This window comes from Stenotrophomonas sp. 63632_Sma (assembly GCF_056482875.1).
Genome location: NZ_CM151220.1, coordinates 3,231,138 through 3,251,960, shown reverse-complemented (window position 1 = coordinate 3,251,960; position 20,823 = coordinate 3,231,138). Strand labels below are relative to the sequence as shown.

Genomic DNA, 20,823 nt, shown 5'->3' with positions numbered 1-20,823 from the left:
ACCCGTGCGCTAGAGTATCCACCTGTCTCGAACCAGCGGTCGCTTCCATGTCTGCCTCCCCCATTGCCGACTACCACGCCTTCCCGGATGCCCAGGGCCACTTCGGCCGCTACGGTGGCAGCTTCGTCGCCGAAACCCTGGTCGGCCCGCTGCAGGAACTGGCCCAGGCCTATGACCAGGCCCGCCAGGACCCCGAATTCCAGCTGGCCTATGACCGCGACCTGGCCCATTACGTGGGCCGGCCGAGCCCGATCTACCACGCCCAGCGCCTGAGCGATCATGTCGGCGGTGCGCAGATCCTGCTCAAGCGCGAGGACCTGAACCACACCGGTGCGCACAAGATCAACAACACCATCGGCCAGGCGCTGCTGGCCGCGCGGATGGGCAAGAAGCGCATCATCGCCGAGACCGGTGCCGGGCAGCATGGCGTGGCCAGTGCCACCGTTGCCGCGCGCTTGGGCCTGGAATGCGTGGTGTACATGGGCGCCACCGACATCGAGCGGCAGAAGATCAACGTCTACCGCATGAAGCTGCTCGGTGCGACGGTGGTGCCGGTCACCTCCGGCTCGGCCACCCTGAAGGACGCGCTCAATGAAGCGATGCGCGACTGGGTCACCAACGTGCAGGACACCTTCTACATCATCGGCACCGTGGCTGGTCCGGATCCGTACCCGCGCATGGTGCGCGATTTCAACGCCATCGTCGGCCGCGAAGCACGCGAGCAGATGCTGGCCGAGTACGGCCGCCTGCCGGATGCGATCACCGCTTGCGTCGGCGGCGGCAGCAATGCCATCGGCCTGTTCCATGCCTTCCTCAATGATCGCCAGGTCGAGATCGTCGGCGCCGAAGCTGCCGGTGATGGCATCAGCACCGGGCGCCACGCTGCATCGATCGCGGCGGGTCGGCCGGGCGTGCTGCACGGCAACCGCACCTATGTGCTGTGCGACGACGACGGCCAGATCATCGAGACCCACTCGGTATCAGCCGGCCTGGACTACCCGGGTGTCGGGCCGGAGCACGCGTTCCTGGCCGATACCGGCCGCGCACGTTACCTCGGCATCACCGACGAGGAAGCGCTGCAGGCCTTCCATCTGCTGGCGCACACCGAAGGCATTCTGCCGGCGCTGGAATCCAGCCATGCGCTGGCACAGGCGATCAAGCTGGCGCGCGGTCGTCCGCGTGACCAGATCGTCCTCTGCAATCTGTCCGGCCGTGGCGACAAGGACGTGCACACCATCGCCGCGCGTGAAGGGCTGGTGCTGTGAGCGCGCGGCTGCGGAACAGCGGCGTGCTGCTGCTGGCGCTGGGCTTGGCCGCGTGCCAGCCGCCGGAGCCGCCGTTGCTGGCACCGGCCGCCAAGGCCACCACGCAGCCTGTGCAGCGGGCCGCCAACGATGATCTTGACCCGATGGCGCGTACGCCGATCGACGATCCGCCGTCTGTGGAAGATAAGGACAGCGATGACGCGCCCGCGGTGGCCTCGGTGGCGCTGGACCATGCCGGCGAGGTGCTGATCGGCCAGCATATGACCGATCTGAAGGCACTCGGGCCGTGGACCGCGCAAGGGGCGGTCGAAGCCATCGGCGGCAGTTGCGAGTACTACGACGGCAAGGGGCTGCCGCCCGGCGTGTCGATGATGACCGATGAAGATCGCGTCGTCCGTTTCGATCTCGGCCTGGATCCGGAGAGCGGGGCGCCGACCCAGCAGCCCGGGCCGTTCGGCCTGCGTGTCGGCATGACCCGCGCCCAGGCCATGGCCCAGTTCCCGAAGCCGCCGGTATCCAGCCCGCATGCCTACGACGGTGACCAGGGCGAGTACCTCACCTGGCAGGACCCGGGCTCGGCCCTTGGCATCCGCGTGGAACTGTTTGAAGGGAGGGTCATCCAGATGTACTGGGGGACCAGCGATGCGATTGAACTGATTGAAGGATGTGCCTGAGATGCCTGTTTCCCGACTCGATGCCTGTTTCCAGCGACTGCGCGAGCAGCAGCGCAAGGCGCTGATTCCCTTCATCACCGCCGGTGATCCCTCGCTGGAGGCCACCGTGCCGGTCATGCACGCGCTGGTCGATGCCGGTGCCGATGTGATCGAACTGGGCGTGCCGTTCTCCGACCCGATGGCCGACGGCCCGACCATCCAGCGCAGCTCCGAGCGCGCGCTGGCGCGTGGTGCTGGCAGCCGCTACGTGCTGAAGGCCGTTGCGCAGTTCCGCGAGCGTGACGCTCAGACGCCGGTGGTGCTGATGGGCTACCTGAATCCGGTGGAGATCCATGGCTACGCGGCCTTCGCAACGGCAGCCGTGGAGGCCGGTGTGGACGGCGTTCTGCTGGTCGACCTGCCGCCGGAAGAAGCCGGCGAAGCGCAGCAGGCCTTCGATGCAGCGGGCCTGGCACTGGTCCTGCTGGCGTCGCCGACTACCAGCGAAGCGCGCGCCGACAAGCTGCTGGCGCTGGCCCGTGGCTACCTCTACTACGTCAGCTTTGCCGGTGTCACCGGCGCGTCCGAGCGCCTGGACAGCGATGCCGCCAGTGCCCGCCTGCAGGCCCTGCGCGCGCGCGCTTCGGTGCCAGTGGTGGCCGGCTTCGGCATCAAGGATGCCGACAGTGCTGCGGCGATGGCCCGCCAGGCCGACGGCGTGGTGGTCGGCAGCGCGCTGGTGGCGGCGCTGGCCGAAGCGGGCTCGGCTGAGGAGGCCGCGCAGCGCGCCCGGGCCTTCCTGGCCCCGCTGCGGCAAGCGCTGGACGCGTAACAGGACGGCCGGCCGCTGGCCGGCATCCTCCATGCCGGCCTGCGCGCAGGGGCTGCCGGCCAGCGGCCGGCACTACCCATCGGTCCAAACACAAGGGTTGCCGGCCAGCGGCCGGCACTTCCCCGCACCTAAACGTACGTCCCAGCATGGTTTTTTCCGGCGGCCCCGTGGCTGGCAAGGGGGTGCACGGGCGGGGAAAGCGGAGCTAGACTGTCCGCCTTTGCGGCCCTTGGGCCGCCCTGAACGGAAGTGTCCTCCCGCATGAGTTGGCTCAGCAAGTTGATGCCGTCCGGCATCCGCACCGACAACACCCCCAGCAAGAAGCGCAGTGTCCCCGAGGGCCTGTGGGAAAAGTGCAGCAACTGCGGCAGCGCGTTGTACCGTCCGGAACTGGAAGAGAACCTGGAGGTCTGCCCGAAGTGCGGCCACCACATGGCGATCCGCGCACGTGCGCGCCTGGCCGCCCTGTTCGACGCCGACAGCACCACCGAGATCGGTGCGCGCCTGGGTCCGACCGACCTGCTCAAGTTCAAGGACCAGAAGAAGTACAGCGAGCGCATCAAGATCGCGCAGAAGAACACCGGCGAATATGACGCGCTGATCGCCATGCGCGGTCTGCTCAAGGGCCGTGCACTGGTGGCCTCGTCCTTCGACTTCGCCTTCATGGGTGGCTCGATGGGCTCGGTGGTGGGTGAGCGTTTCGCGCTGGCCGCCGAAACCGCGGTCGAGATCGGCGCCCCGTACGTGTGCTTCTCGCAGAGTGGCGGTGCGCGCATGCAGGAAGGCCTGTTCTCGCTGATGCAGATGGCCAAGACCTCGGCCGCGCTGGGCAAGCTGCGTGAAGCGGGCCTGCCGTACATCTCGGTGCTGACCCACCCGACCACCGGTGGTGTGTCGGCCTCGTTCGCGATGCTGGGCGACATCAACATCGCCGAACCGCAGGCGCTGATCGGCTTCGCCGGCCCGCGCGTGATCGAGCAGACCGTGCGCGAGAAGCTGCCGGAAGGCTTCCAGCGCTCGGAGTTCCTGTTGGAGCACGGTGCCATCGACCAGATCTGCGACCGCCGCGAAATGCGCGACCGCCTGTCCGATCTGCTGGCAATGCTGGGCCGTCAGCCGGCGCCGGAGGTGGCTTGATGGGAGGCCGCAAGTACTTCGGTACTGATGGCATCCGTGGGCGGGTCGGCCAGGGCGTGATCTCGGCCGACTTCGTGCTGCGCCTGGGCAATGCCCTGGGCCGTGTCCTGGTCGCCCAGCGCGGCCAGGACGGGCGCCGGCCGATCGTGGTGATCGGCAAGGACACCCGCATTTCCGGTTACATGTTCGAAGCGGCACTGGAAGCCGGCCTGGTCGCCGCCGGCGCCGACGTACAGCTGCTGGGGCCGATGCCGACCCCGGCGGTGGCGTTCCTGACCCGCACGCTGGGCGTGGACGCCGGCATCGTCATCAGCGCCTCGCACAACCCGCATTACGACAACGGCATCAAGTTCTTCTCGGCCCAGGGCGAGAAGCTCGACGATGCCACCGAACTTGCCCTGGAAGCGGCGCTGGACGTTCCGTTCACCACCGCCGAATCGGAGAAGCTGGGCAAGGCATCGCGTGCGCGTGAAGCGGTCGGCCGCTACATCGAGTTCTGCAAGGCCAGCGTGCCGCGCGCGTTCGACCTGCGTGGCGTGCGCCTGGTGCTGGATTGCGCACACGGCGCCACCTACCAGATCGCACCGCTGCTGTTCCGCGAACTGGGGGCCGAGGTGATCGGCATCGGTGCCGAGCCCAACGGCGTCAACATCAACGCCGGCGTGGGTTCCACCCATATCGACAACCTGGCGGCCAAAGTCCGCGAGACCCGTGCAGATCTCGGCATCGCGTTCGATGGTGATGGCGACCGTGTGCTGATGGCCGACGACCAGGGCAACCCGGTCGACGGTGACGACCTGCTGTACATCCTGGCCCGCGCCTGGAAGGACGAAGGCCGCCTGCGCGGCCCGGTGGTCGGCACGCTGATGAGCAACTACGGCGTGGAGAAAGCTTTCGCCGATCTGCAGATCCCGTTCGTGCGCAGCAACGTTGGTGACCGCTACGTGCACCAGGCATTGGTCGAAGGCGGCGGTGTACTCGGTGGGGAAGCGTCGGGCCATCTGCTGTGCCTGGACCGGGCCACCACCGGTGATGGCATCGTCAGCGCTCTGCAGGTGCTGGTCGCGCTGCGCAACAGTGGGCAGACCCTGCGCCAGGCACTGAAGGGCCTGGTGCGGGTGCCGCAGAAGACCGTCAACGTGCGTCTGGGCAATGTCTCGGCCAAGGCCACGGTGCAGTCTGAAAGCGTGCAGTCCGCGCTGGCCGTGGCGCAGCAGGCCGTAGCCGGCCGTGGCCGCGCGTTCCTGCGGCCGTCCGGTACCGAGCCGGTGGTTCGGGTCACCGTGGAAGCCGATGACGCTACGCTGATGCAGCAGACGCTGGACCGCTTGTCCGCTGCGGTGCGTGAAGCCGCCAGCTGAGGCGACTGCACATCCGTACAAAGAAAGCGCCCCGGAATTCCGGGGCGTTTTCTTTTGCAGCGGCCCGGGAGGATGGCGTGCTCATGGCCCCGGCACCATCTTCTTCTGGCGTGCCTTGAACCCATTGAACAGCGGCGCGATCAGCGGGTTGTAACTCAGGCGGATGCGCTTGCGCAGCCAGTTGGCCGGGCGGTTGCGGATCGCAAAACGATAGATGCGTTCCGGGTCGCCACCGATCACGTTGCGGCCGAACGGGTGGGTGGTGTGCAGGTAGCGGAAGCCCTGCTCGCGCGCCACTTCGATGTGATCCTGGTCGAAATCACCGTACGGCCAGCACAAGGTATCGGACACGTCGCCAAGCTTGTCCTGCAGGACTTCGCGCGAGATCGCCAGATCCCGGCTCAGGCCCGCGCGGCGCTGCGCACGGTCCAGATCGTCACGGCGCAGCCAGCGGGTGTGGGTATGGGTGTGGCAATGCACTTCGAAGGTGCCGGCGGCGATGGCCGCACGTGCTTCGCTCCAGCGCATCATCACGTCGTCACTGCGGTCCTGCTCGTAGATCGCCGCTTCGCAGCCGCGATGGTCCGGCGTCGAAGGCAGCGTCGCTCCGGCAATGCCGGCATGCGGACGTTCCGGGCCTTCGCCCATCCAGCCGGTGACCACGAACACCACGGCATGCATGCCGTACTTCTGCAGGATCGGATGAGCATACACCCAGTTGTCCAGGTAGCCATCGTCGAAGGTGATGACGATCGACTTGCGCGGCACCGGCTTGCCGGCCAGGAAGCCGGCGTACTGGTCCAGCGTCAGTGAGGTCCAGCCATTGCCTGCCAGCCACGCGATCTGGCTTTCGAAGTTTTCCGGCGACACGGTGATCATGCCCGGCGAAGGGCTGACATGGTGGTGCATCAGCACCGGAACGGTTCGCGCATCATCCATGTCCCAGCTCCTTCAGCCACTGGTGGTAGTAGTGTTCGGTGGCTTCACCGTGGCCGTCCGGCGTGAAGCGGTGTGCGCCGTGCATCCAGTCCCAGCCAGCGCGGCCCATCTGCCGCCGCCGTTCCGGGTCGTCCACCAGCAGGCGCAAGGCACCTGTCAGGGCGGCATTGTCTCCCAAACGGGTGAGGATCGCATTGCTGCCATCGACCACCATCTCCGGCACGCCACCCACCCGCGTGGCTACGATCGGTACGCCCACATAAGCCGCTTCCAGGAACACGGTGCCGGCCGCTTCCTTGTGCGAGGCCAGCGCGAAGATGTCGAAGCCGGCCATCAGCCGGCAGGCTCCATCGCGGTAGCCGAGCAGGTGCACCTGGCGCTGCAGGCCGTGCTCGGCGCACATCGCCTGCAGTCGTTCCGTCACGGCCTGGCCATCACCGACGATCACCAGGTGCAGGTCCGGGTTGGCCTTGCACAGCGGGATCATCGCCTGCAGCAGGTCGGCATGGCCCTTGGGCTCGCGCAGTACCGCCACGCAGCCGACCACGATGTCCTGTTCGCCGAAACCGAGCTCGGCACGCACCTGCGCGCGCGCGTCCTGCAGGCACTGCCAGGGATCGGCCTTGCGGATCTCGCTCCAGCGCGGCGGAACCGCAATCGGCGGCACGATGCCGATGCGCTCGGCCGGAATGCCACGGTCGGCCAGCAGTTGCTTGACGAAACTGCTGACGGTCAAAACCCGGTGCGGAAGCCCGGTATAGGTCAGCAGCGAATTGACCGGGCTCATCAGGTGGCGCGAGCGCACCACCAGCGGCGTGCCGCCCAGGCGTGCACCGGCGGCGGCGATCAGCGCATCGCGGCGGCTGGTGGTGTTGACCACGTCGTAGCGTTCGCGGCGCACCAGTCGCGATACCGACCACACGCCGCGCAGCAGGCGCGCCAGGCCTCCCATGCGCAGCGTATGCACGGTGAAACCGTCGTCGCGTGCCAGTGTGGCCAGGCGCGCATCGGGCTGGCACAGCAACGACACTTCATGGCCACGCGCGCGCATCACCTGCATGTGCCGGAAGATGTAGATCTCCTGCCCGCCCATTCCCTTGGCGGCTTCGGTATGCAGGATGCGCAGCGGACGGTTCATGCAGGATCGGTCCTTGAAGTTCAGCGGTTGCGGAAGCGGGTCAGCGCTTCCCATGCGGAGCGGATGGCGGCGGCGTCCGGCGCCTGCTGCGGCAGCGGACGGTAGTGCCGGTCGAGTGCGGTGGCGTTGCCGAACTTGTCGAACACGTAGATGGCATCGCCATGGCGTACCGCGCGCTGCGACCAGCTCTCCACCACCAGCGCACGTTCGCTGGTGGTGGGCGCGGCCAGCAGGTCCTGGCCAGTACTGAAGTCGCTCAGTGCGTTCTCGCAGCCCAGTGCGTGGCGCATCAACGTCGGCACCCAGTCCTCATGCGAACTGGTGCGCATCTCATGGCCGCTGGCCTGGCCTGGCCAGTGCAGCACGAACGGCACCTGCAGCTGGTAGTCGGAGAAGTTGCCGTTGTGGCCCCAGTAGTTCAGCTTGAGGTCGTTGAACTCTTCGGCATGGTCACCGGTGACCAGCACGATGGTGTTCTCGGCCAGGCCTTGTGCGCGAAGGTCGTCCAGCAGCGAGCCGATCAGGCTGTCTGCGTAGTGCACGGCGGTGCGGTAGCGGTTGAGCTCCGGCGTCGGGTCGTGGTCCGGGCCGAAGGACAGGAAGTCGATCTCCTTGGCCATCGGCGTGGCCACCGGCGGGTAGCTGGCGGGCAGGTGGTAGCCGGCGTGGGTGGAGTCGAGGAACACGAAGCCGAACCACGGGTGCTGCGCGGCCTGGCTGGTGCGGATGTCGCTCTGCAGCGCGGTGACGATGGCTGCGTCACGCTTGTCGGGTGTCAGGGCGGAGGGGCCCTGGTGCAGCTGGTCGCGTACGTCGGCGAAGGCGGTGCGGTCGAACTCCGGGCTGTACAGCGGCGCGCTGCCGTACAGGTGCAGGTCGTAGCCCTGCTGGCCCAGCACCTGGAACAGCTGCGAGCCGCGCTGTTCGTCCAGCATGCTCTGCCAGTAGCCGCCGGGCAGGCCGTAGAGCAGGCCGAACAGGCCGTAGCGGGTGGCGTTGCCGGTGCTGAAATGCTGGTCGTACACGCGCGAAGCCTGTGCCAGTGCCGTCGTATTGGGCATCAGCTGCGGCGTCATGGCGTCCTGGCGCAGCGACTCCAGCACCACCATCAGCACATTCGGCCGATGTGGGTTCTGGCAGCGCAGGGGCTGCAGCGGATACAGCAGCTGCGCATGGCGCGGGTCAGGCAGGCCAGCCTGCTGTTCGCTGACAACGCCCAGTTTGCGCATGAAGCTCTTGGCGGTGATCGGCTGCGCCCAGGGCAGGTAGTTCCACTGCGCGATGACGTCGCGGTCGCCGCGGGCATCGTAGTAGGCGGTGGCGACCTGGCCCCCCCCCATCAGCAGAGCGACCACCGCCCAGGCCTGCAGGACCCGGCGGCGGCGGGGCAGGGCGGGCAACAGCTTCCAGCATGCCCAGGCCAGCAGGCCTTCGGCGGCGAAGATGGCGGCGACCAGCAGTCCGGCCTGCAGCCAGGTTTTCCAGGACAACGCGACCTGGTCCTGCAGCGCGCCGCCGAACACCATGTTCACCACCATGGCATTGAGGTGGAACCGATACAGAGTGAAAACCTTCGCATCAACCAGCAGCAGGCACAGCCACAGGCCCTGCAGCAGCACGGCGCTGATGCTCAGCGTGCGCGTGCTGCGCTGCCACAGGCCCAGCAGCAGCGGCAGCAGGCCTGCGAGGGCACCGAAGGCGAGCAGATGCCCCGGCAGAGCGACGGACAGGTAAACCAGGCCGATTGCGCCACCGGGGTTGTCGGCCAGCGGTACGTTGCCGAGCGTGATCGCCATCGCCAGCAGCGCGTTGCCGGCCACGAACAGCGACCACCAGGCCAATCGGCGCCAGTGACGTGCCGGGCCGGAGGGCAGGGAGGTGTTGGCAGAAGGAGCAGCAGGGCGCATGAAGGACGGAGGCGGCAGGTGGAGCAGGGGCGGGAGTCCCGGTTGTGACGGAATCGTTAATCCGCGCGCGGGTTGCGCATTGTATCGGTTTGTTTCTTCGTATCGAGTGGCGTCCCCCCGGCGATCTGTCACAATGTTCAGGTGGGCCATGAATGCGCTGGCCCTTCCAGACCCAACGACAAGCCAGGAACCGCTGTGAGCCAGATCCCCACCCTCGACATCACCCGTTTCGACAGCGACCGCGAGGCCTTCGTGGCCGAGCTGGGCGCGGCCTACCGCCAATGGGGATTCGCGGGCATCCGCAACCACGGCATCCCGCAGGCCGACATCGACGCGGCCTACGATGCCTTCAAGGCCTTCTTCGCCCTGCCGGAGGAGGTCAAGCGCAAGTACCACGTGGCCGGCAGTGGCGGCGCCCGCGGCTACACCCCGTTCGGCGTGGAGACCGCCAAGGGCTCCAAGCATTTCGACCTGAAGGAGTTCTGGCACATCGGTCGCGAGATCGCCGACGACTCCAAGTACCGTGATGTGATGGCGCCGAACCTGTGGCCGACCGAGGTCGAGGGCTTCCGCGAGCGCGGTTACGGCCTGTACCAGGCGCTGGACAACCTGGGGTCGCGCGTGCTGTCGGCGCTGGCCCTGCACATCGGCCTGCCGGAAGACTTCTTCGCCGACAAGACCAACTTCGGCAACTCGATCCTGCGCCCGATCCACTACCCGCCGATCACCACCGACGACATCCCGAACGTGCGCGCCGGCGCGCATGGCGACATCAACTTCATCACCCTGCTGGTCGGCGCCAGCGCCGCGGGCCTGGAAGTGCAGTCGCACGAGGGCGAGTGGGTGCCGTTCACCTCGGACGCGGACACCATCGTGGTCAACATCGGCGACATGCTGCAGCGCCTGACCAACCACGTGTACCCGTCGACCATCCACCGCGTGGTCAACCCCCCGGGTGAGCTGGCGCGCCAGCCGCGCTACTCGGTGCCGTTCTTCCTGCATCCGAACCCGGACTATCTGATCGACGTGCTGCCGTCCTGCATCACCCCGGAGAACCCGAGCCGGTACCCGGAGGCGATCACCGCCCATGGCTTCCTCGAGGAACGCCTGCGCGAGATCAAGCTGAAGTAATGAGAAGTGAGGCCGCCGAAAGGCGGCCTTTTTCTTTGCAGGGCTGTGCCCTGCACCCGCAGAGGCCAAAGCCAAAGCCAAAGCCAATGCGGCTCTGGGTTTCTGCTGGTTGGGCGGGGCAGTGTGGGTTGGCAGGACACGCCGTAAACCCGTCCCTGGGGGCCCGATGGCGCCTTGCTCGTGTGCGCTGTCCTGCGCACACGGCAAGACCGGGGTTGGGCGTCCTGCCCAACCCGCCCGAGGCATGCCTCGGGCCCATGGCGCCAACGGTCCTGCCAACCCACACCGCCCCACCCCCGACAGTTTCCCGGTGACGGTGGGTAAATCGCGATTCCCGGTAGGTGTCGACCTTGGTCGACACGGTAGATCCACGCCATGCGTGGATGAGATCTGTTGGATCGAAGCGGGGCAGGGGTACCTGGAATGCCGCTTTTGCTCTTGATCTTCTTTTTTCTTTCCGTGGCGGGCGGAACCGCCGCAATGTGTCAGAGGCCGGGCGGGTGGGGATGGCGGGGGTGTCCGCGGCATGGATGCCGCGGCCAAGCCCCAAATCCAACCGGGCTCACCGCGACCCACCCAACCCAGCCGGCCCGCCACGAGGGGCTGCGCCGTTGGCTGAAAATCCATGTAACCGCTTACACGGAAACGGATTTTTGCCGTAACGGGTATCATGACCGGCTGACTTCACATAGGAGCCACCCGCTCATGCGCCGCAAGATCGTCGCCGGAAACTGGAAGCTGCATGGCAGCCGTCAATTCGCCAATGAACTGCTGGGGCAGGTCGCCGCCGGGCTGCCGCTGGAGGGGGTGGACGTGGTGATCCTGCCGCCGCTGCCGTACCTGGGCGAGCTGGTCGAGGACTTTGGCGAGACCGGCCTGGCCTTTGGCGCGCAGGACGTGAGCAGCAACGAGAAGGGCGCCTACACCGGCGAGGTCTGCGCCGCCATGCTGGTCGAGGTCGGCGCCCGCTATGGCTTGGTCGGCCATTCCGAGCGCCGCCAGTACCACCACGAAAGCAGCGAGCTGGTCGCACGCAAGTTCGCCGCCGCCCAGCACGCCGGCCTGGTGCCGGTGCTGTGCGTGGGCGAGACCTTGGAGCAGCGCGAGGCCGGGCAGACCGAAGCGGTCATCGCCGGCCAGCTGGCGCCGGTGCTGGAGCTGGTCGGCGCGGCCGGTTTCGCCAAGGCCGTGGTCGCCTACGAGCCGGTCTGGGCCATCGGTACCGGCCGTACCGCTACCAAGGAGCAGGCGCAACAGGTGCACGCGTTCATCCGTGGCGAAGTCGCGCGTATCGATGCTAGAATCGCTGATTCACTGCCCATTGTTTACGGCGGTAGCGTGAAGCCCGACAATGCCGGGGAACTGTTCGCGCAGCCGGATGTCGATGGTGGGCTGGTCGGCGGCGCCTCCCTGGTGGCCGCGGACTTCCTGGCCATCGCACGGGCGGCGGCCGCGAACTAATCCTAGAAGTTTTGTCCGAGGGCGGTTTCCAATGCTGATGTTGATCCTCAATGTCGTCTACGTGCTGGTCGCTGTGGCCATGATCGCGCTGATCCTGATGCAGCGTGGCTCGGGTGCGGCGGCGGGTTCGGGCTTTGGTGCCGGTGCCTCGGGTACGGTGTTCGGTGCGCGCGGCGCCTCGAACTTCCTGTCCAAGTCGACCAAGTGGCTGGCTGTCGTGTTCTTCGGCATCAGTCTCTTCATGGCCTGGTATGCCGGTCATGGCAGCCGCCCGGCGGCCGACCAGGATCTGGGCCTGATGTCCGCACCGGCGGCAGTCGCTCCGGCGGCTCCGGCGGGCGAATTGCCGGCCGTTCCGAAGGCCGATGCGGTCCCGGCCGCCCCGGTTCCGGCCGCGAATGTGCCGGCTCAGGCGGAATCTTCGGTTTCTGGTGAAGAAAAGCCTTCGGAAGGCTCCCAGAAAGACTGAAGCCGGTTACAATACGCGGCGCATCGGGAAGATAGTCTGATGTGATCGTTTGCCCAGGTGGCGGAATTGGTAGACGCACTACCTTGAGGTGGTAGCGACGCAAGTCGTAGGGGTTCGAGTCCCCTCTTGGGCACCATTTGTAAGTAAAGCGGGTTCGTCTGGCGCGCAAGGCGCCAGGCAGATTCCCGTCCACTCCCCCATGCCAAAGCGCCTGCAGGCGCGGCGGCAGAGGCAAGAGAGAATCGCTGTGCTGGCCGAATATTTGCCGTCTCTGCTGTTTCTGATCGTTGCCACCGGTATCGGCATTACGCTGATGCTGGTTGGTCGATTCCTCGGTCCCCGCCGCCCCGATCTGGAAAAGCTGTCGCCGTACGAGTGCGGCTTCGAGGCCTTCGAAGACGCGCGCATGAAGTTCGACGTGCGCTATTACCTGATCGCGATCCAGTTCATCGTCTTCGACCTGGAAATCATCTTCATCGTGCCGTGGACCCAGGTCTTCATGGAGCTGGGTGCCCGTTCGCTCATCACCATGGGCCTGTTCGTCGGCATGCTGTTCCTCGGTTTCATTTACGTCTGGAAGAAGGGAGCGCTGGAATGGGAGTGATTCAGACTCTCGATGGCCTCATGAACAACCCCACGCCGGAAGGCCGGGTTGATGACATCCTGCGGCCGGAAGGCGACAACCCGCTGCTGGAAAAGGGCTTCGTCACCACCAGCGTCGATGCACTGCTGAACTGGGCGCGCACCGGCTCGATGTGGCCGATGACCTTCGGTCTGGCCTGCTGCGCGGTCGAGATGATGCATGCCGGCGCCGCGCGTCTGGACCTTGACCGCTACGGCGTGGTGTTCCGCCCGTCGCCGCGTCAGTCCGACGTGATGATCGTGGCCGGTACCCTGGTCAACAAGATGGCCCCGGCGCTGCGCAAGGTCTACGACCAGATGCCGGACCCGAAGTGGGTCATCTCGATGGGTAGCTGCGCCAATGGTGGCGGCTATTACCACTACTCCTATTCTGTGGTGCGCGGCTGTGATCGCGTGGTGCCGGTGGACGTCTACGTCCCGGGCTGCCCGCCGACCGCCGAGGCGCTGGTGTACGGGATCCTGCAGCTGCAGAAGAAGATCTGGCGTACACAGACCATCGCCCGCTGACCCCTTCACCTGACAAGAGCGCGCCAAGCCCCCATGGCAGAGCAAGCATCCTTCATCGACCGACTCTCCGCACGTTTCGCAGGTGCGAAGGTCATCGTGGTCGAACCCCGCGGCGAAGTGACGCTGGAAGTGCCTGCCGCCGAGTGGCACGCCACCGCCCTGGCGCTGCGTGACGAGTTTGGTTTCGAGCAGGCCGTGGATCTCTGTGGCGTCGACTACCTCGGTTATGGCTCCGACGAATGGGACACCGCCGACGTGTCCTCGCAGGGCTTCAGCCGTGGCGTCGAAGGCAAGGCCCAGGGCCGTTTCGCGTGGGGCGAGTTCCCCACCGAGGAAAACGGCGCCGACGGTGCCCGCCCGCAGCACATGCCGACCCAGCGCTTCGCCGTGGTCGCCCAGCTGCGTTCGTACCAGCACAACCTGATGATGCACCTGCGCTGCTTCGCCCCTGACGAAGCGCTGCCGGTGGTGTCCTCGCTGACCGGCATCTGGCCGGGCCTGAACTGGTTCGAGCGCGAAGCGTTCGACCTGTACGGCGTGATCTTCGAAGGCCACCCGGACCTGCGCCGGATCCTGACCGACTACGGTTTCGTCGGCCATCCGTTCCGCAAGGACTTCCCGCTGATCGGCAATGTCGAAGTCCGCTACGACGAAGAAAAGAAGCGCGTGATCTACGAACCGGTCACCTCGGTGGAGCCGCGTGTCGGCGTGCCGCGCGTGATCCGCGACGACGCCCGTCTGCAGACCGCAGAAGGTGAGCGCGCGCAGGAGGCAGTGAAGTGAGCCACGTACACCAGGCCGGCGAAGCCTTCGCCAGCAACGCCGCCGAAAGCCGGCAGGAAATCCGCAACTACACCATGAACTTCGGCCCGCAGCATCCGGCCGCGCACGGTGTGCTGCGCCTGATCCTGGAAATGGACGGCGAAACCATCATGCGCGCCGACCCGCACGTGGGTCTGCTGCACCGTGGTACCGAAAAGCTGGCCGAGTCCAAGCCGTTCAACCAGTCGATCGGCTACATGGATCGCCTGGATTACGTGTCGATGATGTGCAACGAGCACGCCTACGTGCGCGCGATCGAGACCCTGATGGGCATCGAAGCGCCGGAGCGTGCGCAGTACATCCGCACCATGTACGACGAAATCACCCGCATCCTCAACCACCTGATGTGGCTGGGTTCCAACGCGCTCGACCTGGGTGCGATGGCGGTGATGCTGTACGCCTTCCGCGAGCGCGAAGAGCTGATGGACTGCTACGAAGCGGTCTCCGGCGCGCGCATGCACGCGGCGTACTACCGTCCGGGCGGTGTCTACCGCGATCTGCCGGGCCACATGCCGAAGTACAAGGAATCGCGCTGGCACAAGGGCAAGGCGCTGAAGCAGCTCAATGCTTCGCGCGAAGGCTCGCTGCTGGACTTCCTGGAGAACTTCACCGTCGAGTTCCCCAAGCGCATCGACGAATACGAAACCCTGCTGACCGACAACCGTATCTGGAAGCAGCGTACCGTCGGCATCGGCGTGGTCACTCCGGAACTGGCCCACCAGTGGGGCATGACCGGCGTGATGCTGCGTGGCTCGGGCATTGCCTGGGACCTTCGCAAGAAGCGTCCGTATGCCAAGTACGATGCCGTCGATTTCGACATCCCGCTGGGCAAGGAAGGCGACTGCTACGACCGCTACCTGGTCCGCGTTGCCGAAATGCGCGAGTCCAACCGCATCATCAAGCAGTGCGTGGCGTGGCTGAAGGCCAACCCCGGCCCGGTCATGGTCAAGAACTTCAAGGTCGCTCCGCCCAAGCGCGAGGACATGAAGGACGACATGGAAGCGCTGATCCACCACTTCAAGCTGTTCAGCGAAGGCTATTGCGTGCCGGCCGGGGAAACCTACGCGGCAGTGGAAGCGCCCAAGGGCGAGTTCGGCTGCTACCTGGTCTCCGATGGCGCCAACAAGCCGTTCCGCGTGCACCTGCGTGCACCGGGCTTCGCCCACCTGTCCTCGATCGATTCGATCGTGCGCGGCCACATGCTGGCCGACGTGGTGGCGATGATCGGTACCTACGACCTGGTGTTCGGCGAGGTTGACCGGTAATGCCGTCCGCCACGCCAACGCCCGCTGCAGGCAGCCGGCGCAAGCCGGCGCCGCAGTTTCTGGAATTTCACGTTATGCATTTCGCTGAGGTCGGCCGATGAAGGCGACAGGTAATTTCGAGGCGGCGCGCGACGTCGACCCGATGGTGGTGCTGAGCGACAAGACCCGCGCTCACATCGATCACTGGCTGTCCAAGTTCCCGCCGGACCGCAAGCGCTCTGCCGTGCTGCAGGGCCTGCATGCGGCCCAGGAGCAGAACGAGGGCTGGCTGACCGACGAACTGATCGCCGGCGTGGCCAAGTACCTCGACCTGCCGCCGGTGTGGGCCTATGAGGTCGCCAGCTTCTACTCGATGTTCGAGACCGAGAAGGTGGGCCGCAACAACGTGGCCATCTGCACCAACATCAGCTGCTGGCTCAATGGCGCTGAGGACATCGTCCGCCATTGCGAGAAGAAGCTGGGCATCAAGCACGGTGAATCGACCCCGGACGGCCGCGTCTACCTCAAGCGCGAGGAAGAGTGCCTGGCCGGTTGTGGCGGCGCGCCGATGATGGTCATCAACGGTCACTACCATGAGCGTCTGACCCTGGAAAAGGTCGACGAGCTGCTGGACGGGCTGGAGTAAGGGCATGGCACATCACCACGAATCCAAGGGTCCGGTCGGCCCCGCGCCGCTGCCGCACCAGGTGGTCTACACCACCCTGCATTACGACACCCCGTGGTCGTACGAAAGCTACCTGAAGACCGGTGGCTACGCCGCCCTGCGCAAGATCCTCGAAGAGAAGATCCCGCCGGAGCAGGTCATCGAGATGGTCAAGGCCTCGGGCCTGCGTGGCCGCGGTGGCGCAGGCTTCCCGACCGGCCTGAAGTGGTCCTTCATGCCCAAGGGCAACATGCAGAAGTACATCCTCTGCAACTCGGACGAATCCGAGCCGGGCACCTGCAAGGATCGCGACATCCTGCGCTACAACCCGCATTCGGTGGTGGAAGGCATGGCGATCGCCTGCTACGCCACCGGTTCGACCGTGGGTTACAACTACCTGCGCGGTGAGTTCCACCACGAGCCGTTCGAGCACTTCGAACAGGCCCTGGCCGACGCCTATGCAAATGGCTGGCTGGGCAAGAACGTGATGGGCTCGGGCGTGGACATCGACATCTACGGTGCGCTGGGCGCCGGCGCGTACATCTGCGGCGAAGAAACCGCGCTGATGGAATCGCTGGAAGGCAAGAAGGGCCAGCCGCGCTACAAGCCGCCGTTCCCGGCCAACTTCGGCCTGTACGGCAAGCCGTCGACGATCAACAACACCGAAACCTATGGTTCGGTGCCGGCGATCATCCGCAACGGTCCGGAGTGGTTCAAGGGCCTGAGCCTGACCGCCAACGGCGGTCCGAAGTGCTTCTCGGTGTCCGGCTGCGTGCAGAACGGCGGCAACTTCGAAGTGCCGCTGGGCACCAAGTTCCACGACCTGCTGGAAATGGCCGGTGGCCTGCGTCCGGGCCGCACCCTCAAGGGCGCGATCCCGGGCGGCGTGTCGATGCCGGTACTGACCGCGGCCGAGCTGCAGGATCTGCCGATGGACTACGACACCATCCGTGCGCTGGGCTCCGGCCTGGGTTCGGGTGCGATCGTGGTGCTCGACGACAGCGTCTGCTGCGTCAAGTTCGCCTGCCGCATCAGCCAGTTCTTCCACAAGGAATCGTGCGGCCAGTGCACCCCGTGCCGTGAAGGCACCGGCTGGATGCACCGCGTGCTGGAGCGCATCGTCGCCGGCAAGGCCACGATGGAAGACCTGCACCAGCTGAAGGCGGTGGCCGGCCAGATCGAAGGCCACACCATCTGTGCGTTCGGTGAAGCGGCTGCATGGCCCATCCAGGGCTTCCTGCGCCAGTTCTGGGACGAATTCGAGTACTACATCGTCAACGGTCATTCGATGGTTGACGGCAAGAAGGTGGAGGCAGCCGCCGCATGAGCGCGCAACCCGTAAACCCGAACGTGCCACCGGATCACGTGACCATCGAAATCGATGGCAAGTCGCTGGTCGTGCCCAAGGGTTCGATGATCATCCAGGCGGCCGACAAGGCCGGCATTTCGATTCCGCGCTTCTGCTACCACGAGAAGCTGCCGATCGCCGCCAACTGCCGCATGTGCCTGGTGGACGTGGAAAAGTCGCCGAAGCCGGCGCCGGCCTGTGCCACCCCGGTGATGGATGGCATGAAGGTCGCCACCCGCAGCGAGAAGGCCCTGAAGTTCCAGCGCTCGGTGATGGAGTTCCTGCTCATCAACCACCCGCTGGACTGCCCGATCTGCGATCAGGGCGGCGAGTGCGAGCTGCAGGACGTGTCGCTGGGCTATGGCCGTTCGGTCAGCCGCTTCAACGAGCGCAAGCGCGTGGTGCCGGACGAGGACATGGGCCCGCTGGTCGCCACCGAGATGACCCGCTGCATCCAGTGCACCCGCTGCGTCCGCTTCACCGCCGACGTTGCCGGTACCTACGAGCTGGGTGGCATGTACCGCGGTGAGAACCTGCAGATCGGTACCTTCGACGGCAAGCCGCTGACCACCGAGCTGTCCGGCAACGTCGTCGACGTCTGCCCGGTCGGCGCGCTGACCAACAAGGTGTTCCAGTTCCGCGCCCGCCCGTGGGAACTGACCGCGCGCGAATCGCTGGGTTACCACGACGCGATGGGTTCGAACCTGTTCCTGCACGTGCGTCGCGGCGAAGTGCTGCGCACCGTGCCGCGCGACAACGAAGCGGTGAACGAGTGCTGGCTGTCCGACCGTGACCGCTACTCGCACCAGGGCCTGTACAGCGAAGACCGTGCGGTCAAGCCGCTGCGCAAGGTCAATGGCGAGTGGAAGGAAGTGAGCTGGGCCGAAGGCCTGGCCGCGGCCGCCGAGATCCTCAAGGCCAACCAGGGCGACAACCTGGGCGTGCTGGTGCACCCGTCCACCTCGAACGAGGAAGGCGCGCTGCTGGCCCGCCTGGCCAAGGGCCTGGGCTCGAGCAACATCGACCACCGCATCAACAACCGGGATTTCTCCGACGCCGCAACCGCCGAAGTGTTCGGCCTGCCGCTCGCCGAGATCGAAGGCGCCGACCGCATCGTCGTTCTGGGCAGCAACATCCGCCACGAACTGCCGCTGCTGCACGCTCGCCTGCGCAAGGCGCAGACCACCAACGGCGCGAAGATCCACGTCGTCAACCCGGTGGACTTCGACTTCGCCTTCAGCATCGCCGGCAAGCAGATCGTCGCGCCGTCAAAGTTCGTCGACGCGCTGGCCAACGCCGAGCTGCGTTCGGCGGTGCAGGGCGGCAACAACACCGTGCTGATCGTCGGTGGCATCGCCGAAAACCACCCGCAGGCTGCCGCGATCCGCGCCGCCGCGCGTGACTTCGCCGCTGCGACCGGTGCCAAGCTGTGCCGCATCCCGCAGGGTGCCAACGCCGTTGGCCTGACCCGCGCAGGCGTGCTGCCGGCCGGCAAGGACGTCGCCGCAATGCTGGCGCAGCCGCGCCAGGCCTACGTGGTGTACGGCCTGGAGCCGGGTCTGGACTTCGCCGACGCCCCCGCCGCGCGCAAGGCGCTGGTCGGCGCCAAGGTGGTGGCCTTCAGCCAGTTCGCCTGCGTCTCCACCCGCGACGTTGCCGACGTGATCCTGCCGATCGGTGCGCTGCCGGAAATCGACGCCACCCTGACCAACCTCGATGGTCGCGAGCAGTCGGCGCGTGCCGGCGGCAAGCTGCCGGGCGAGGCCCGTGAGGGCTGGCGCGTGCTGCGCGCCCTGGGCGGTGAGCTGGCGGTAGCCGGTTTCGACTTCACCGACCTGGCCGGCCTGCGCGCCAGCCTGGCCCCGGTGTCGGTCGCCGTTGCCGCCTCGGCACAGCCGGTGGTTGCCGGCGAAGGCTTGGAAGTGGCTTCGACCGCCGCGATCTACCGCACCGATGCGGTGGTCCGTCGCGCCCCGGCGCTGCAGTCGCATCCGCTCAACAACGCCCCGCGCATCGTGCTGAACGCTGAAGATGCCGCTCGCCTGCAGCTGCAGGAAGGGCAGATGGCCAAGGTCGGCACCGATGCCGGCAAGGCCACCCTGCCGGTGGTGATCGACGCCCGCGTCGCTGCGGGTTCGGTCTGGATTGAATCGGGCCACGGCGCGACCGCGCCGCTGGGTGCCGCTCGCGTAACGGTGGTGGCTGCATGAACGAATTGCTGTTGAACGCGGTCGATCCGCTGCACCAGTGGCTGCTTGGCCTTGGTGACATCGGCGCGCTGATCTGGATCATCCTGAAGATCCTGGTGATCACCGTGCCGGTGATCATCTCGGTGGCCTTCTACGTGGTCTGGGAACGCAAGCTGATCGGCTGGATGCACGTCCGCCACGGCCCGATGTACGTGGGCATGGGCATCTTCCAGGCCTTCGCCGACGTCTTCAAGCTGCTGTTCAAGGAAGTGGTCCAGCCGAGCAGCGCCAACAAGGCGATCTACCTGCTGGCCCCGCTGATCACCCTGGCTCCGGCCTTCGCGGCCTGGTCGGTGGTCCCCTTCGATTCGCAGATCGTGCTGTCCAACGCCAACGCCGGCCTGCTGTACCTGCTGGCGATGACCTCGCTGGGCATCTACGGCATCATCCTGGCCGGTTGGGCATCCAACTCGAAGTATGCGTTCCTGGGTGCGATGCGCGCCTCGGCGCAGATGATCAGCTACGAAATCGCCATGGGCTTCGCCCTGGTCGGCGTGATGATCGCGTCGGGCAGCCTGAACCTGAGCAACATCGTGATGGCGCAGGCCGGCAATTCCGGTTTCTTCGACTGGTTCCTGCTGCCGCTGTTCCCGCTGTTCGTCATCTACTGGGTGTCGGGCGTTGCCGAAACCAACCGCGCGCCGTTCGACGTGGTGGAAGGTGAATCGGAAATCGTCGCTGGCCACATGGTCGAGTACTCGGGCGGTGCGTTCGCGCTGTTCTTCCTGGCCGAATACGCCAACATGATCCTGATCAGCTTCCTGATCTCGATCTTCTTCCTCGGCGGCTGGCTGAGCCCCATCCAGGGCTGGGTCAACTTCGGCGACGTCTCGCCGCTGGTCGACTGGATCTGGAAGGGCGGTGCACCGTGGCTGTTCGTCAAGGTGTTCTTCTTCGCCAGTGCCTACATCTGGTTCCGTGCCAGCTTCCCGCGCTTCCGCTATGACCAGATCATGCGCCTGGGCTGGAAGGTCTTCATCCCGCTGGCCATTCTGTGGATCGCGGTTACCGCCGTCATGGTGTTCTTCGGCGTGATTCAAAAGGGCGTCTAAGT

The 20,823-nt window shown here is 66.2% G+C and carries 19 protein-coding genes and 1 tRNA gene; 17 read left to right on the top strand and 3 right to left on the bottom strand.

Features of this window, described 5'->3' with window-relative positions:
* Nucleotides 1–47 precede the first annotated feature (47 nt).
* The 5 genes from trpB (at nucleotide 48) to glmM (ending at nucleotide 5,248) form a co-directional block, all read left to right on the top strand.
* The gene (gene trpB, locus ACZK45_RS15200) at nucleotides 48–1,265 is read left to right on the top strand and encodes a tryptophan synthase subunit beta (RefSeq protein ID WP_125895657.1); all 1,218 of its coding nucleotides are present in this window, start codon (nucleotides 48–50) and stop codon (nucleotides 1,263–1,265) included.
* Nucleotides 1,262–1,939: a hypothetical protein gene (locus tag ACZK45_RS15195; RefSeq protein ID WP_180836628.1), complete on the top strand. Its 678-nt coding sequence runs from the start codon at nucleotides 1,262–1,264 to the stop codon at nucleotides 1,937–1,939. The genes trpB and ACZK45_RS15195 overlap by 4 nt, the downstream gene beginning before the upstream one ends.
* A 1-nt stretch (nucleotide 1,940) precedes the next feature.
* The gene (gene trpA / locus ACZK45_RS15190; protein ID WP_125895659.1) at nucleotides 1,941–2,750 is read left to right on the top strand and encodes a tryptophan synthase subunit alpha; all 810 of its coding nucleotides are present in this window, start codon (nucleotides 1,941–1,943) and stop codon (nucleotides 2,748–2,750) included.
* 261 nt (nucleotides 2,751–3,011) lie between these two features.
* Nucleotides 3,012–3,887, top strand: coding sequence for an acetyl-CoA carboxylase, carboxyltransferase subunit beta (gene accD / locus ACZK45_RS15185; protein WP_005410473.1), 876 nt, complete (start codon nucleotides 3,012–3,014; stop codon nucleotides 3,885–3,887).
* A complete protein-coding gene (gene glmM / locus ACZK45_RS15180; protein WP_032128253.1) occupies nucleotides 3,887–5,248 on the top strand; it encodes a phosphoglucosamine mutase in 1,362 nt (453 codons plus the stop codon). Before accD ends, glmM begins: the two co-directional genes overlap by 1 nt.
* 81 nt (nucleotides 5,249–5,329) lie before the next feature.
* On the opposite strand, the gene ACZK45_RS15175 is transcribed toward glmM, so the two are convergent.
* The 3 genes from ACZK45_RS15175 to ACZK45_RS15165 are packed head-to-tail and all read right to left on the bottom strand — an operon-like array spanning nucleotide 5,330 to nucleotide 9,232.
* Complete coding sequence (locus tag ACZK45_RS15175; RefSeq protein WP_478444882.1) at nucleotides 5,330–6,187, bottom strand: polysaccharide deacetylase family protein; 858 nt, start codon at nucleotides 6,185–6,187, stop codon at nucleotides 5,330–5,332.
* Nucleotides 6,180–7,325, bottom strand: coding sequence for a glycosyltransferase family 4 protein (locus ACZK45_RS15170; protein WP_032128255.1), 1,146 nt, complete (start codon nucleotides 7,323–7,325; stop codon nucleotides 6,180–6,182). Before ACZK45_RS15170 ends, ACZK45_RS15175 begins: the two co-directional genes overlap by 8 nt.
* A gap of 20 nt (nucleotides 7,326–7,345) precedes the next feature.
* Entirely contained in the window at nucleotides 7,346–9,232 is a 1,887-nt protein-coding gene (locus tag ACZK45_RS15165; RefSeq protein ID WP_478444881.1) for a DUF3413 domain-containing protein, read from the bottom strand.
* Between the two features lie 195 nt (nucleotides 9,233–9,427).
* Here ACZK45_RS15165 and ACZK45_RS15160 point away from each other — a divergent pair, with 195 nt between their 5' ends.
* The 12 genes from ACZK45_RS15160 (at nucleotide 9,428) to nuoH (ending at nucleotide 20,821) form a co-directional block, all read left to right on the top strand.
* The gene (locus ACZK45_RS15160; RefSeq protein WP_032128257.1) at nucleotides 9,428–10,363 is read left to right on the top strand and encodes an isopenicillin N synthase family dioxygenase; all 936 of its coding nucleotides are present in this window, start codon (nucleotides 9,428–9,430) and stop codon (nucleotides 10,361–10,363) included.
* 705 nt (nucleotides 10,364–11,068) lie between these two features.
* On the top strand, nucleotides 11,069–11,824 hold the full coding sequence (gene tpiA / locus ACZK45_RS15155; RefSeq protein WP_032128643.1) for a triose-phosphate isomerase: 756 nt from the start codon (nucleotides 11,069–11,071) through the stop codon (nucleotides 11,822–11,824).
* Nucleotides 11,825–11,855: 31 nt separating this feature from the next.
* The gene (secG, locus tag ACZK45_RS15150; RefSeq protein ID WP_010486424.1) at nucleotides 11,856–12,293 is read left to right on the top strand and encodes a preprotein translocase subunit SecG; all 438 of its coding nucleotides are present in this window, start codon (nucleotides 11,856–11,858) and stop codon (nucleotides 12,291–12,293) included.
* Between the two features lie 51 nt (nucleotides 12,294–12,344).
* Nucleotides 12,345–12,429, top strand: a tRNA-Leu gene (locus tag ACZK45_RS15145).
* Between the two features lie 111 nt (nucleotides 12,430–12,540).
* Entirely contained in the window at nucleotides 12,541–12,897 is a 357-nt protein-coding gene (locus tag ACZK45_RS15140) for an NADH-quinone oxidoreductase subunit A (RefSeq protein ID WP_008265012.1), read from the top strand.
* Nucleotides 12,888–13,442, top strand: coding sequence for a NuoB/complex I 20 kDa subunit family protein (locus tag ACZK45_RS15135; protein ID WP_005410463.1), 555 nt, complete (start codon nucleotides 12,888–12,890; stop codon nucleotides 13,440–13,442). Before ACZK45_RS15140 ends, ACZK45_RS15135 begins: the two co-directional genes overlap by 10 nt.
* Before the next feature lie 33 nt (nucleotides 13,443–13,475).
* On the top strand, nucleotides 13,476–14,225 hold the full coding sequence (locus ACZK45_RS15130; protein ID WP_005410462.1) for an NADH-quinone oxidoreductase subunit C: 750 nt from the start codon (nucleotides 13,476–13,478) through the stop codon (nucleotides 14,223–14,225).
* Entirely contained in the window at nucleotides 14,222–15,529 is a 1,308-nt protein-coding gene (locus tag ACZK45_RS15125; protein WP_293797609.1) for an NADH-quinone oxidoreductase subunit D, read from the top strand. The genes ACZK45_RS15130 and ACZK45_RS15125 overlap by 4 nt, the downstream gene beginning before the upstream one ends.
* A 97-nt stretch (nucleotides 15,530–15,626) precedes the next feature.
* Complete coding sequence (nuoE, locus tag ACZK45_RS15120; protein ID WP_006381132.1) at nucleotides 15,627–16,154, top strand: NADH-quinone oxidoreductase subunit NuoE; 528 nt, start codon at nucleotides 15,627–15,629, stop codon at nucleotides 16,152–16,154.
* 4 nt (nucleotides 16,155–16,158) lie between these two features.
* Nucleotides 16,159–17,499, top strand: a complete 1,341-nt coding sequence (nuoF, locus tag ACZK45_RS15115) for an NADH-quinone oxidoreductase subunit NuoF (protein ID WP_006381131.1) — start codon at nucleotides 16,159–16,161, stop codon at nucleotides 17,497–17,499.
* Nucleotides 17,496–19,730: an NADH-quinone oxidoreductase subunit NuoG gene (gene nuoG, locus ACZK45_RS15110; protein ID WP_006381130.1), complete on the top strand. Its 2,235-nt coding sequence runs from the start codon at nucleotides 17,496–17,498 to the stop codon at nucleotides 19,728–19,730. Before nuoF ends, nuoG begins: the two co-directional genes overlap by 4 nt.
* A complete protein-coding gene (gene nuoH / locus ACZK45_RS15105) occupies nucleotides 19,727–20,821 on the top strand; it encodes an NADH-quinone oxidoreductase subunit NuoH (protein ID WP_006381129.1) in 1,095 nt (364 codons plus the stop codon). Before nuoG ends, nuoH begins: the two co-directional genes overlap by 4 nt.
* Nucleotides 20,822–20,823 lie beyond the last annotated feature (2 nt).